Origin of the sequence: Leucobacter sp. CX87 (assembly GCF_018682295.1) — a bacterium.
Taxonomy (GTDB): Bacteria; Actinomycetota; Actinomycetes; order Actinomycetales; family Microbacteriaceae; genus Cx-87.
The window spans coordinates 183,989-197,698 of record NZ_JAFIRI010000002.1; the positions used below are offsets into that span (position 1 = coordinate 183,989).

The window sequence follows — 13,710 nt, forward strand, 5'->3', positions numbered from 1 at the left end:
AGCGGCCGCCGTTGACGTTCGCGGACCTAGCGTGGCAGCAGGATCCCGGCGAAGAACGCGGCGAGCTCCGCGGTCGCCGTGAGCGGCAGCACGTGTGCCACGTACTGGTCGGGACGAACCACGACGATGGCTCCCTCGCGAGAGACCCCGCGGAGCGCGAAGATGTCCTCGTCGGGGATGGCGGCATAGACAAGCTCGTAGTCGATCAAGCCGAACGGGCCCGTCCGAGGGAGGAACGTCTCGGGGACGACACCCAAATCGACCTCGGTGTACGGCTGCTGCGCGATGACCTTGACGTCGAACAGCTGATCGATGTCGGCGCCCTCCGGCGTGTATACGCGAAGCGGCGACTCGTCCGAATGAGAGAGCCAGGTGGCCCAGTCGCTGAGCGCGGACGGCGCCCCGAGCGGCGCTTCGCCGGCGAAGGCGTAGATGCGCCAGCGCCCGTCGGCTCGGTGGTGGTGGCCGAGCTGCACGTCGTTCGCGTCGCCGACGCGGATGACCGGCGCCGACTTGAACCGCTTCCCGATGGGGTACCCGGTCGCGAGGTCCTGGTGGGTGCGCTCGCCGATGAGCATTGACGGCTGGTATTCCGTCATGAAGCCCGCTGGGAACTCCGCGGTCTGCACGTAGAAGTCCTCGAGCTCGGTGGGGCTCGCGAAGTCCTCCGGCTTTTTGGCCATGAGGGTCGACCACTCCTTGTCGAAGTCGATCAGGTTCTTCGCGATCACCTGACGCTCGGCCGAGTAGGTCGACAGCAGCGACTCGGGGCTGCGCCCTTCCAACACGTGCCCCAGCTTCCAGGCAATGTTCCACCCGTCCTGCATCGAGACGTTCATGCCTTGACCGGCCTTCGCGCTGTGCGTGTGGCAGGCGTCGCCCGTAATGAAGACGCGGGGCGAGCGGGTGCCCACGAGCTCGAGCGGCACGTCGTCGAAGCGGTCGGTCAGGCGGTGCGCAACCTCGTACACGCTGTGCCACGCGACGTTTCGCACATCGAGCGTGTACGGGCTCAGGATCTGGTTCGCGCGAGCAATGATTTCATCGAGCGAGGTCTGACGCACGGCCCCGTTGTCATTGGGGTCCACCTCTCCGAGGTCGACGTACATGCGGAAGAGCGTGCCGCCCTCGCGCGGGATGAGCAGGATGTTGCCGCCGTCCTCCGACTGAATTGCGCACTTCGTGCGGATGTCCGGGAAGTCGGTGACGGCGAGCGCGTCCATGACGCCCCACGCGTGGAAGGCCTGGTCGCCCGCGAGCTGGCAGCCGATCGATGAGCGCACGGCGCTGCGCGCGCCGTCGCAGCCGATGACGTACTTCGCGCGCACCACGCGTTGCGTGCCGGCGTGCTCGCCGGTGGTGTGCGCCAGCGTGACGGAGACGGGGTACTCCCCCGACTCGGCGACCTCGAGGTCGACGAACTCGTAGCCGTAGTCCGCCCGCATGCGGGTGGGGGCCTGTTCCATGACCTCGGAGAAGTAGTCGAGCACCCGGGCCTGATTCACGATGAGGTGCGGGAACTCGCTGATGCCGTGGGCGTCGTCCTCGGCCCGGGCCGAGCGGACGATCTTCGCGGGATCCTGCGCGTCCGGCCGCCAGAAGCACATCTCGGTGATCCGGTAGGCCTCCTGGATGATCTGCTCAGCAAACCCGAAGGCTTGGAACGTCTCGACGCTGCGCGCCTGAATGCCATCAGCCTGGCCGATCTCGAGTCGACCACCGCGGCGCTCGACGAGGCGAGTCGTGATGCCGGGGAACTGCGCGAGCTGGGCCGCGGCGACCACTCCGGCGGGGCCGGATCCGACGATCAGCACGTCGATCTCTTCGGGCAACTCCTCGGGTCGGTCGATACCGACGCCTGCGGCCGGCTGGATCCTGGGATTTCCGGACACGTATCCCTGGTCGTGGAACTGCACGGGGATCTCCTCACATCGTTGTGGGCAGCAGGGCCGCCAGTCGCATTGTTCACTATTCGAACAGATGGTTCGAATACCGCACACTCAGAATAGGCACTTCTCCCGAATCACGCAAACAAGCGCGCGAATCGGCTCCGACCAGGCTCGCCCGTCGCGCCTACGTCAGCTGCAACGTGGTGAGGCAGGTCGGATCGCCCAACCCCGTCGAGGTCACGACCGTGCCGGTCTTCCCGGCGATCGTCATCGTGACGGCCACGCGCACGTCTCGCGGCAGCCACAGGCCGGTGAACCCGTTGTCGGCAGTCGTGCGCGATTCCTCGACATACACGGTGCCCGTATCTGCGTCGACGACTCGCACCGCCACGGGCTGATTGCGCTGCTCGCCGATGCAGGTCGTGAGGCTGTGGAAGGTGCAGGGATGGGTCTGGGTCAGGTACGGCGCGACCGACAAGTAGAACGGCTGGTCGGCGAATGGGATGCGGCGTTCGCCCGGCTCTTCGGGCTGCACGATGAGCTCGGTGGGTGTGACCGAGACAATGAGGTTCGCGGGCCGATCACTCAGCCGAAGCGCGTCGAGCGACTCGACCAGCGCCCGAGGCTCACTTCCGTCGAATCCGGCCTCTGCAAGCGCATCGCCCAGAACGACCCCGGTGACATCGTCGGCGGCCGTCTCTGGCTGCGCGACCGCGCACCCGGTCAGCAGTGCGCCTGCAGTAAGCAGGGACAGGGCAATGGGGAGCACACGTCTGGTCATGCCCTCATTCTGGCAACAGATCCTGGACAATCCACCGTGCGCCTAGAACGGCCAGATGAGCGGCACGTAGAACACCGCGATCGCAAAGAAGATGAGCGCGAGCGGCAGCCCGAGCTTCCAGTAGTCGCCGAAGCGATACCCGCCCGGTTCCATCACCATCAGGTTTGCGGGAGTCGCGATGGGGGTCAGGAACGACGCCGCCCCGGCAACCGTGAGTGCCATCAGGAACGGCTGCACCGAGGCCCCCATGGCTTCTGCGAGCGCGATCGCAACGGGCAAGACGATCAGCACGGTCGCGGTGTTGCTGATCAACTGGCCCAGCACGATCGTCAGGGCACAGATTGCGGCGAGCGCTACATACGGGCTCGCCTCGCCGATACCCGACATCAGCCATCCGGCAATAAGGTCGGCGGCCCCCGTGGATTGAAACGCTGTTGAGAGCGGAATCATGCCGGCGATCAGTACAACCGTCGTCCAAGAGATTGAGCGATATGCCTGGGTCACCGACACCGCGCCACTCACGACAAGCGCGGAAGCGGCGAGCATGGCGGCGGCGGCGGCCGGCATCATCCCGGTGGCGAGCAAGACCACCATCAGCAGCAGGATCCCCACTGCCCGCTTCGCCCCGCGACCCAGGGGTACTGAGCGCCGCAGGCGCTGGGGCGCATCGACGACCAACACATCAGCCCCGGCGGTATGCCGCTGCAGATCATCCCAATCCCCTTGAAGGAGAAGGGCGTCGCCAGCTTGGAGCCGAACCTCGGCACCCTCCAGCCGCTCGGGGCCCCGGCGCGCGCCCAGGACGACGAGATCGCCGCTCGGCGTCGTCATCCCGGGAAAGACGTGCATCCCGATCAGCGGCGAGCGCGGAGCGACGACGACCTCGCTAAAGCCGTGGCTCGCACCGACCGGGACGTCGCTGCCTGGCTCGACCGCGTACTGGGTGCGGAGGGTCGCCGCGAGGCGGTGCAAATCAGTCGGCAGCGCCTTCGATGCCCGCTCGGGCAGCAGCCGCCGGCCGAAGAGCGCGATAAAGGTGACCGAGCAGACGACGAGCGGGATACCCACGAGGGCAAACTCAAAGTACCCGAACGCGCGGCCGCCCGCCTCCTTCGCAGCCTCGGAGACAATAATGTTCACCGGAGTCCCCGTGAGCGCCAGTAGTGATCCGGCATGCGCCGCAAAAGCGAGCGGAAGCAGGAGCTGCGACGAGGCGATCTTTGCCCGCGCGGCGACGACCACGACGAGCGGAAGCAGCGCCGCGACCGCCCCATTCACGCTGATGAGCGCGGTAAGGCCGGCGACGAGGACGCTGATCACGATGAGGAGGGTAAGCCGCTTCGTCCCCGCCCGCGCGATGACCTGCTGGCCCGCCCACGCGGTCACGCCGGTGGCATCAAGCGACTCGCTCACGATGAAGAGGGAGGCGATAAACAGGACCGTCGGGTCGCCAAAGCCCGCGAGGGCTTCGGGGAGGGTCAAGACCCCCGTAAAGAAGAGCGCGAGCGCGACGCCGACGGCGACGATCCCCAGCGGGATCCTGTTGGAAACGAAGGCCACGATCGCGAGCACGAGGATGGTGAGCGTGATCGCGATCGGGTCCATAGAGGCGACTGTACGGGACGACAGGTCCTCGGTGCACCCGCGACGCGTCGACACTCACACGGATTTTCTCGCTAGCGCTTTGCAGAGGGCCATCGATCCGCCAGAATGAGCAAAACGGGCCGGACGCATTCACCCCTGGAAGGCGTCGATCGTGGGAAGGGTGGGCATAATGACCCAATCAGCAGCAGTGAGCACGACGTCGGCACTCACGGAAAAGGCCTCATGGCTTCCCCTCATCGTCGTCGTCCTCACCCAGGTGCAGGCTTCGTTCGCCGTGAACGCGCTCACCGTGTCGATGGCGGGAATTACGACCGACCTGGACACGCCCGCGACCTCGGTCGGAACCGCCATCACCGCGGGCACGTTCGCCATGGCGGCGTTCATCTTGCTGGGGGCAAAGATCGGCGCGCGCTTCGGCACCCGCGGCGTCTTCCAGATCGCCGTCGCGATTCACGCCCTCGCGATGCTGGGGGTGGCGCTGAGCCTGAGCCCCGCGATGCTGTTCATCGCGCAGGCGTCCTCGGGCGCCGTCATTGCGCTCATCGCTCCCGCCCTCACGGTGTTCATCGCCACCAACTATCAGGGAGACAGCCAGGCCCGCGCGATCGGGCTGCTCGCGGCCGCGATTCCGCTCGCTGGCGTGCTCGCGCTCGTGCTCGCCGGCTGGTTCGCCGAGACGATCGGATGGCGCTGGTCCTTCGTCCTCATGGTCGCCCTCGGCGCCGTCAACCTCCTGCTCAGCTTCCGCCTGAAGAAGGTGCCCGCTCAGCCCGACCTCAAGATTGATTGGACCGGCGCACTGCTCGCCGCTGTCGCGATTATCTTCTTGAGCTTTGGCTTCTCCGGCCTGAACTCATGGGGCCTCTGGCAGGCCACCGACCAGGCGCCGTTCGACCTCCTCGGAGTCTCGCCCGCGCCGATCCTGATCATCTTCGGCATCGTTCTCGGGCAGGTCTTCTTCCTGTGGATCGGCAAGCGGCAGCGCGAGAAGCAGTCGCGGGTGTTTGATCTCCGGGTGCTCGCCTCGAGTTCTGAGCTCGCCGTCACCGCATGCATGGCCATCATGCTGTTCGTGGGCACCGCGGCGAACTTCCTGATCCCGCTGTACATGCAGGTCGTGCAGGGCCTCACCGGCGTTCAGACCTCGTTCTCGATCATTCCGTACACGATCTCGATCTTCCTCGCGTCGACGTTCGTCGCGACGCTGTACAAGAAGTTCCCCCCGCGGGTGCTCGCCTCGGTCGGCTTCATCGTCGTCGCGACCGCGCTCACCCTCATCGCGTTCACCGTTCGCGGCGATTGGGGCCAGGGCTTCATCGTGCTGGGCCTGATCCTGCTCGGCCTGGGCCAGGGATCGATCGTTGCCCTCGTCTTCAACACGCTGCTCTCGTCCGCTCCGAAGGAACTCGCCGGCGACGTGGGTGCGTGGCGCGGTCTCGTGCACAACCTCAGCGGCTCGATCGGCATCGCAGTCGCCAGCGCATTCGCCGTCGGAATTCTTGCCTCGACGCTCGCGACCTCGGCGTTCGAACACCCGGAGATCTCGTCGGACCTGATCAGCGAGGTCAACATCAACGATGCGGACTTCCTCACCAACTCGCAGCTCGAGGCCGTGCTGGGGAGCACCAGCGCGAACGAGGCCGAGATTGCCGCGGCGATCGACATCAACGAGGACGCGCGCCTGCGCGCACTGCAGCTCTCGCTGCTGGGACTCGCCGCCCTCGCGCTCTTGGCGATCGTCCCCGCGACACGGATGCCGGGGCGTATCGCCGGAGAGCTGCCCGAACAGCTCGAGCCCGACGACCCCGACGCGATCGATGAGACGCAGGCGCTCAACCCCCTGGCCCACGAACAGGGGCGCTCATGACTGAGCTCGCTCCCCCTCACGCCAAGGATTTTGCAAGCCCAATCGATTTGGGAAGCGAGCATGTCGGAGGCTCGTCATATGCTGAGGCAATGGCTACTCTCACCTACAGCGGACCGGTCGATTACGCCGTGTTCGCAGTCCCCCGCAATGCACAGCTCGGCGCAGCGCTGCGCACGCTCCTGGCACGTATCGAGCTCGGTGCGATCGAGCTGCTCGATCTCGAGGTCATCGAGCGCGACGCCGACGGTTCGCCCGTTCGGCGCCCGGTAGCCGCGCTCGAGGCAGGCGGAGACTTCGACGTCAGCGTCTTCGACGGGGCTGAGTCGGCGGTGCTGGATGATGAGGATCTCGCGTTGATCGCCGCAGAGCTCGGTGCGGACGATCGCGCGATCGTCGTCGTCTACGAAGACCGCAGCCTGGCCGAGGTCGCCGCGCAGGTCACCTCGGCGGGCGGGCAGCTCCTCTGGGCCGGCGGCATCGACGTGGCAGACCTCGCGAAGGTTGTCGAGCCAAGCAGTCAGGTCGGCGTATGAGCCTCCTGCGCACCGCTGCGCGGGCGTCGATCGCGACTCGGGTCATCGGCAATACGCACCGCCGTCAACAGAAGCGCTGGGCCGCTGAGGACGCAGCTGCGGCGCAGCCGAGCGCAGCGCCGGTCGCCCCGGCGGTCGTTCCGGCAGCACCGGCTGCACCGGTAGCGACGCCTGCCGCGGCCGGTCCAGCCGACCCGGCCGTCATGATCGCGCAATTGCAGCAGCTCGCACAGCTGCGCGATGCGGGTGTGCTGACAGACGCCGAGTTCGAAACGCAAAAGCAGCGCATCCTCACCGGCGCATAGCCGCCAACGCACCTTCGCCGGGGCTCCCCGGAGATTCCTCGAAAGGAAAACCATGTCATTCTGGTCCGTCATCTGGGACACCATCTGGTGGTTTATCACGGCATTCGTGTTCATCGCCTATTTGATGGCGTTGTTCTCGATCATCACCGACCTCTTCCGCGACCGGAAGCTGGGCGGCGTTGCAAAGGCACTCTGGTTCGTCTTCCTGTTGTTCGTCCCCTTCGTCACGGCGATCGTCTACCTCATCGTCCGCGGCCGCGGCATGGGCGAGCGCGCCCAGCGTCAGGCCGAGGAGATGCGTCAGGCGAGCGAGGAGTACATCCGTTCGGTCTCCGGCGGTGCCGCCGGTGAGATCGCGCAGGCAAAGCAGCTGCTCGATTCAGGCGCGATCACCGAGGAAGAGTTCGCCCGGCTCAAGGGTGCAGCCCTGGCAAAGTCGGCGTAATTCGAATCGGAGCAGTCCACAGAGCGGCGGGGCGGGTGATGTGACCTGCCCCGCCGCTTTGCGCTCAGGCGGTCTCGCCGGCTCAAACGACGGTCGCGGAGCCGTCCGAGCGCGGATCGCTCGCCGCCAGAACCTCCCCGCTGGCACGAATCTCAATGAGGTTCGCGTGCCCGACCGAGTCACTCCACTGCGGCACGGACTTCGGCTCTAGCCCGGCCTCGAGAAACCGGGTGATCAGCGCATCATCGACATCGCCCTCAACCGTCACGGTTGCTGGGGTATCGGCGGGTGCCTGGCGACCGACCAGCCAGCGCGGACGTGCGACTGCCTCCGCGGGGCTATCCCCCGCTAGCCCCGCGGCTAACAGCTGTGCGTGGATCTGCGGCTGGCCCTGGCCGCCCATTGTCGATGACACGTATCGCAGGGTGCCGCCGTCGTGAATGAGGACCGGCATGAGCGTGTGGCTCGGCCGCTTTCCCGGCGCATAGGCGTTGGCGGCCTTCGGTGACAACGAGAACGAGGTGCCCCGGTTCTGAAACAGGATCCCGGTCGATGGGTCGAGCACCGCCGCGCCGAACTGGAAGTACACCGACTGGATCAACGAGACCGCGTAGCCGTCGGCACTTGAGACTGCGATGCCTATAGTGTCGCCCATGGGCCGGCCTTTAAACTGCGAGTCGACCCGCTCAGGGACCGGAACCTCCAAGAGTTCCTCGCCGCTTGCCCCACCGAACTGGGGATCGGCCAGGTATTGATCGCGAATCGCGTTGGTGCGTGTGAACGCGAGCGCGAGCGCGAGCGGGTCGATTCCGTGGGCGCCCGCTGTCATGGCCTCGCGCAGCGCCCGCAGCAGAGCGAAGCCCTGCGTATTGGGGCGGCTCGAATGCACCGTCAGCTCACCGAGCTGCACACTGAGCGATGGGCCCGTCCGTGGGGCAAAGCTCTCCAGGTCGCGGGTGGTCAGCGCCGAGCCTCGCTCCTGGAGGGCGCTCAGCCAGCGCGACGCGAGTTCCCCCCGATAGAACTCGTCCGGTCCTGTGTTCGCCAGGAGCTCGAGGGTGTTGGCGAGCGCTGGCTGCTGGAAGAGCTCGCCCTCGGCAATCGGCTGACCGTCGCGGAAGAAGACCTCGGCGCACCCCGGGTCCGCCAGTAACAGGTCTTCGAGCGAGCGAATGCCCTTCGCCACCGAGCTCGGCATGGGCACCCCGTCGCGCGCCAGCCCGATAGCGGGCTGGAGTAGTTCGGACCAGCTCCGGCTGCCGCCAAGCATGAGCATTAGCTCCCACCCGCGCACGGCACCGGGCACGTTAATGGTGTCGGCACCATACATCGGGAGTGCGTCCCCATGCCGGCTCCGCATGCCGTCGAGGTCTCGCCCGAGCGGCGCACCGCCTGTGGCGTTCATCTCTATGACCTCACCGCTCGGGGTCTGTACCAGCGCGACGAGGTCACTTCCGAGCGCAACGTTGTTCGGGTAGACCACGCAGAGTGCCGCGGCGGCCGCCACCGCCGCGTCGATTGCGTTCCCACCGGCGCGGAGCACTGCGGCCCCCACTTCGGTCGCGCTGGCATGCGGAGTAGCCACGGCGCCGCGGTGCGGCAGAGATGCGTTCTGCGTCATGATTCCCCCTGGTGGTGAGATGCGGATGGGTAGGCGCGCGACCGGACGTCGTCGCTCAAGATCGCGACCTGCAGTTGGACGCACATTGCTTCGTCGCCGAGATCGATGCCAAGCACCGTCTCCACGCGTTCGAGCTGTTCATACAGCCAGGGACGCGACACGAACGCGCGCTTCGCCGCCAGCGACTTATTTCGACCGGCGAATAGGAAGTGGCGCAACGCGTCGATCAGCGCCGTCTCGTGGCGGGCGTCGTATGCGCGAAGGGCTGAGAGCGCACGACGAGAGAAGGCCCGAAGCTTGGGGTCTCCAGCGAGCGAGAACAGTAATCCCTCCAGTCCCAGATCATCGATGCGCACCGGGTTCGGACGCGCCGCCAGACGCGAGGCGGCCTCGGCGGTCTCGAGCACCTCGGCGAGCGCCTCGGCTGTCGCCGCGACACCGAGCGCGGGGCCTGAGACAGCAATCGTGATCTCCCCTGCGTCGATCTCCGCAAAGGACGCGAGCAGCGGACGTGTCAGCCGGATAAGCGTCTCTTCCGTGGGCGCGGAGATCACAGAAGCGAGCACCGACTCGTCGATCTGTGCGCCGAGAAACGGCAAGGCCACCAGCTCGCACTTCCGGCGAATGCGGTCGGCGATGCTCGGCAGGGCCTCCCCTTCGTTCGTCACTCCGTCCGTCCTCCGGACTCCCCGGATCGCGATCGAAAGGGTCGACGCGTCTGCGATGGGCACACCAATCGCCGCCGCTTCACGTGCCGCCTCGGCCGTGGCGCCGCCGCCGGCCAGGAGCCCTATCAGTACGCTCCGGTGCGTCTGCTGCTGCAGCACGCCGCGATCGCGCTCGATCAGCCGCCCGAGCGCGATGGTCGACGCGGCCCGCTCGATCAGCATGATCAGGGTGTGCTGGACTGCGCGAAGCGGATCCGGTTCGAGCCCGCGCGGCAGGGTGTCGTCCGCGGCAGACATGATGATGAGGCGACCCCAGTCATCGGAGCGCGCGCCGACCGTGGTGACGAGCCAGCCCGTGCGCTGGTCGTAGTCAGTGCGTCGCTTCGAGCGGTGGCTGCGCGTGTGCTCAGCCCATTCGGCGATGACATCGTTGCGCGGCCGGGGCCCCGCGAACACCTCCAGAAGCTCGTGGTTCAGATTCTCAAGCACGATCGGACGTCCGCAGAGCTGCGAGACCTGCTCGAGGATCGCGACCGTGCTGCTGCCCTGCAAGACCATCGCGCTGAACGTCTCGTGGATCCGCTCGGAAAGCTGGAGCTGCGCGATCTGGCTGTCGACGAGCCGCGCGTGCACATCCTCGGTCACGTCGACGAAAGCAGTGTGCCGGCGCAGGACGATGAGCGGCAGGGCAAATTCGTCCGCAGCCTGCATCATGGCGAGCGGCAGGCTACGTTCGAAGTGCGGTCCCAGCCCGATGACGATCGCGGAGACGTCGATGCGCGCGAGCTCGGCAACGAACCGCCGAAGCCCCGCGTCGTCGTCGGGCAACGCGATCCCCGTGGTGAGGATCATCTCCCGCCCGCGCAGGTGCCCCGCGATCGAGGCGAGCTCACTCACGTGCATCCAGCGCACGGTACGCGTGAGCCCTGCGGCGCCAGCAACGACCACGGGGTCTGCCGCGACCAACGAATCGAATTGCAGCACCTGCGCGACGCTCGGCAGCTGTGGGCGAAGCGAGTGCCCGCCGGTCATGGTGCGCTCACCACTGCTGCACGAGGGTCCACATCAGCCGCGCGCCGAGCTCGATGTCTGCCAGCGGGACGAACTCGTCGACCGTGTGCGCCTCGTCGGTCGCTCCCGGGCCGAGCACGGTGCACGACGTGCTCCCGGTCAACGCCGCAATCATCGACGCGTCGGTATAGGCCTCATGTCCGTCCGCGCCGCCGATCTCGGCGAGTGCCCCCGTGTGCTCCACGTACGCGGCCTGCAATCCCTGAATGATCTTCGAGTCACCATCGGCGCCCACCGGAGGGCGCCTCGCGCCGAGCAGATCGATCGAGTATTGAGCTCCCGGGTGGCGGGCCATCACGGCGTCGGCGACCCGTTCGACCATCGTCACCGCGTCCTCGGGAACGAGCGGCGGGACGATGCGCAGATCGAACTCTGCGGTCGCGCTTCCGGGAACGACATTCGGGGCGACCCCGCCGTGCAGCGTGCCGCAAGTGAACCGAGCTCGTCCGAGAATCTCATCGTCAAATGGTAGCGCGCCAAAGACCGTCTTGATCTGGTCGACGATTTGCGCGAGCACGTGGTTTGCGTCGATTCCGAGGTGTGCACGACCGGCGTGCGCCATGCGACCGGTGACCGTAAGGGTGAGCCAGCGCAGACCCATCTGGCGTTGCCGCAGGCGCATGCCCGTGGGCTCGGGGGCCAGCACCTGATCGGTCGCCCGAATGAACCCGTCCGCGACGAGCTGATGCGCGCCGAGCATGCCGGGCGCCTCCTCGTCGACCGTGGCGACCAGCACCACATCGCCCCTTGGCTGCGTCCCGGTCTGCACCAGTGCGTCGAGTAACCCGATGCCGAGCGCGAGCCCCGCCTTCATGTCGCAGGCACCGCGACCGTACAGATTTCCATTGTCGATCACTCCGCCAAACGGCGGGTAGGTCCAGCCCTCGCCGACGGGGACCGTGTCCATGTGCCCCAGAATCACGAGGCGAGGAGCTTCCCGATCGCTGCCAACCACCGTCGCAATGATGTTGTCGCGACCCGGCTCGACCTCATGCCGCGTCGGGGTGAGGCCCGCACTCGTGAGTCGCTCAACCACCCAGTTCGCGCACTCCGCCTCGAGCGGGCCAGGGTTCTGGCTATCGATGCCAATGAGGCTCTGGGTGTCGCGAATTACCGAATCAACGTTGATCATGTGAGCATTCCTTTGTCTGCGGGAAGTAGGTGTGCGTCGCGGGCGTTAGTTCGGCGGGCCGTCGACGACGAGTGATTGCCCGCTGATTCCGCTGGCCTTTTGCGACACGAGAAAGGCGGTGGCGTCGGCGACCTCAGCGATACTGATGAGCCGCTCGAACGCGGAATCGGCGGCAAACCGGGTGAGGATCTCGTCGGGTGTCGTTGCCTCCCGTTCGGCAACCGAACCGGCGAGGGCCCGCAAAAGCGGAGAGTCGACGTTCCCCGGGCAGACCGCGTTCGCCCGAGCACCGCTCTTCGCGATCTCGGCCGCGAACGACTGCACGAACCCCAGCAGGCCAAACTTGGTCGAGCAGTACACGGACCCGCCGGCCTCCCCCGACAACCCCGCAACCGAGGCGATGAACACATACGCCTGAGGCTGAGCCAGTTCCTGGGCCGCTGCTGCGACGTGAAACGCTCCCTTGAGGTTGACCGACTGCAGCCGGTCGAACGCCGACCAGTCAGTGGTCACGACGGGTCCGGTGTAGTTCACCCCCGCCGCGTACACGACCGCCGCGGCGGCTCCGCCCAGCGAGCCCGGCGCAAACACGCGGCGCACTCCGTCGATGTCGGTGACGTCGCACTGCACGTAGTCGTGACCCTCCCCAGAAAGCGCCGACAGGTCGGGACCGGTCGCGCCGATATCGGAGACCACGACGCGGAATCCGTCGTCCGCGAGCGCGTGCGCAATCCCTTTGCCGATGGCGCCGGTGCCGCCGAAGACCACGGCCACGGGGTCGCTCATGAGTCCTCCTCCATGCGGCGTACCGCGCGGACAATGGACTCGGAAGTGGGCAGCACCGCCTGCTCCAGCGTGATCGAAGCGGGGATCGGCACATTCGCCAGCCCGTGCCGTGCCGCCTGGTCGAGCCCTCGCAGACCGAGTCGCTCGATGGCGCCGGTCACAATCTCACCGCTCAGGCCGAACCCGAGGTAGTCCTCGTCCACCACGAGCAGCTTCCGCGTCTTGCGCAGTGACTCGACGATCGTCGCCCAGTCGATCGGGACCACGCTGCGCAGGTCAATCACCTCGACGCTGGTCCCCGCCTCCGCCAAAACATCAGCCGCCTCGAGCGCCGCTCCGACCGTAGCGCTCAGAGTGACAATCGTGAGGTCGGTTCCTGCGCGCACCACGTTTGCCTGGTCCAACGAGACGAGGTAGCGCTCCTTGGGCACCTCGGTGCCGTGCGTGAAGCTGGCCGCCTTCTTGAGCAGCAGCCCCTTGTGTTCGATGAAGACGACGGGGTCGTCCGAGAGCACGGCGGCCGCCATCATGCCCTTGCTGTCGTGTGGAGACGACGGGGCGACCACCCGCAGCCCGGGAAGGTGCGCAAACGTCCCCCAGAGGCTCTGCGAGTGCTGGGCGGCGGATCCGATCGCTCCACCCGCCGTCTTCACGACGATTGGCATCGACACCGTTCCCCCGGACATGTAGGGAATCTTCGCCATGGCGTTGTAGATCTGCTCGAGGCAGACGCCGATGAAGTCGGCGAACATGATCTCAACGACCGGCCGGTACCCCTCCATCGCGAGCCCGACCGCCATGCCCGTGAAGGCCATCTCGGAGATGGGGGTGTCGAGCACCCGCTCGGCGCCGTACGCCTTTTGCAGGCCGCGCGTGCTGCCAAACACTCCGCCCTGGCGACCGACATCCTCGCCCAGCACGAGCACCCGCTCGTCCGCTTCCATCTCGAGGCGGAGGCTCTCCGCGATCGCCTGGGAAATATTGATGTTCTGTCTGATCGTGCTCAT

Annotated in this window: 12 protein-coding genes; 4 read left to right on the top strand and 8 right to left on the bottom strand. The window is 66.8% G+C overall.

Translation table 11 applies throughout. The annotated features are described in order from the left end of the window. Positions 1 to 26: 26 nt before the first annotated feature. The 3 genes from KOE53_RS03845 to KOE53_RS03855 all read right to left on the bottom strand — a co-directional run bounded on the left by KOE53_RS03845 (position 27) and on the right by KOE53_RS03855 (position 4,275). Positions 27 to 1,916 carry an FAD-binding monooxygenase gene (locus KOE53_RS03845; RefSeq protein ID WP_188057436.1) on the bottom strand — a complete coding sequence of 630 codons (1,890 nt, stop codon included), beginning with the start codon at positions 1,914 to 1,916 and terminating at the stop codon, positions 27 to 29. A 157-nt stretch (positions 1,917 to 2,073) separates the two neighbouring features. Continuing rightward, positions 2,074 to 2,670, bottom strand: a complete 597-nt coding sequence (locus KOE53_RS03850; RefSeq protein ID WP_188057437.1) for a CueP family metal-binding protein — start codon at positions 2,668 to 2,670, stop codon at positions 2,074 to 2,076. Positions 2,671 to 2,712: 42 nt separating this feature from the next. After that, entirely contained in the window at positions 2,713 to 4,275 is a 1,563-nt protein-coding gene (locus KOE53_RS03855; protein ID WP_188057438.1) for an SLC13 family permease, read from the bottom strand. A gap of 169 nt (positions 4,276 to 4,444) precedes the next feature. On the opposite strand from KOE53_RS03855, the gene KOE53_RS03860 reads away from it, so the two are divergent. From KOE53_RS03860 to KOE53_RS03875, 4 genes are all read left to right on the top strand, one after another. After that, positions 4,445 to 6,142: an MFS transporter gene (locus KOE53_RS03860; RefSeq protein ID WP_188057439.1), complete on the top strand. Its 1,698-nt coding sequence runs from the start codon at positions 4,445 to 4,447 to the stop codon at positions 6,140 to 6,142. Between the two features lie 89 nt (positions 6,143 to 6,231). Then, a complete protein-coding gene (locus tag KOE53_RS03865; RefSeq protein ID WP_188057440.1) occupies positions 6,232 to 6,675 on the top strand; it encodes a DUF6325 family protein in 444 nt (147 codons plus the stop codon). Beyond that, a complete protein-coding gene (locus KOE53_RS03870) occupies positions 6,672 to 6,980 on the top strand; it encodes an SHOCT domain-containing protein (protein WP_188057441.1) in 309 nt (102 codons plus the stop codon). The genes KOE53_RS03865 and KOE53_RS03870 overlap by 4 nt, the downstream gene beginning before the upstream one ends. Before the next feature lie 52 nt (positions 6,981 to 7,032). Beyond that, complete coding sequence (locus tag KOE53_RS03875) at positions 7,033 to 7,425, top strand: SHOCT domain-containing protein (protein ID WP_188044253.1); 393 nt, start codon at positions 7,033 to 7,035, stop codon at positions 7,423 to 7,425. Between the two features lie 82 nt (positions 7,426 to 7,507). Here the strand turns inward: KOE53_RS03875 and KOE53_RS03880 are convergent, their stop codons facing one another. The 5 genes from KOE53_RS03880 to KOE53_RS03900 are packed head-to-tail and all read right to left on the bottom strand — an operon-like array spanning position 7,508 to position 13,710. Beyond that, entirely contained in the window at positions 7,508 to 9,046 is a 1,539-nt protein-coding gene (locus KOE53_RS03880) for a gamma-glutamyltransferase family protein (protein WP_188057442.1), read from the bottom strand. After that, positions 9,043 to 10,746, bottom strand: a complete 1,704-nt coding sequence (locus KOE53_RS03885; RefSeq protein WP_188057443.1) for a PucR family transcriptional regulator — start codon at positions 10,744 to 10,746, stop codon at positions 9,043 to 9,045. The genes KOE53_RS03880 and KOE53_RS03885 overlap by 4 nt, the downstream gene beginning before the upstream one ends. A 7-nt stretch (positions 10,747 to 10,753) precedes the next feature. Then, positions 10,754 to 11,917, bottom strand: a complete 1,164-nt coding sequence (locus KOE53_RS03890; RefSeq protein WP_188057444.1) for a M20 family metallopeptidase — start codon at positions 11,915 to 11,917, stop codon at positions 10,754 to 10,756. A gap of 45 nt (positions 11,918 to 11,962) precedes the next feature. Further along, the gene (locus KOE53_RS03895; protein ID WP_188057445.1) at positions 11,963 to 12,703 is read right to left on the bottom strand and encodes an SDR family NAD(P)-dependent oxidoreductase; all 741 of its coding nucleotides are present in this window, start codon (positions 12,701 to 12,703) and stop codon (positions 11,963 to 11,965) included. Further along, a complete protein-coding gene (locus tag KOE53_RS03900; protein ID WP_188057446.1) occupies positions 12,700 to 13,710 on the bottom strand; it encodes an alpha-ketoacid dehydrogenase subunit beta in 1,011 nt (336 codons plus the stop codon). Before KOE53_RS03900 ends, KOE53_RS03895 begins: the two co-directional genes overlap by 4 nt.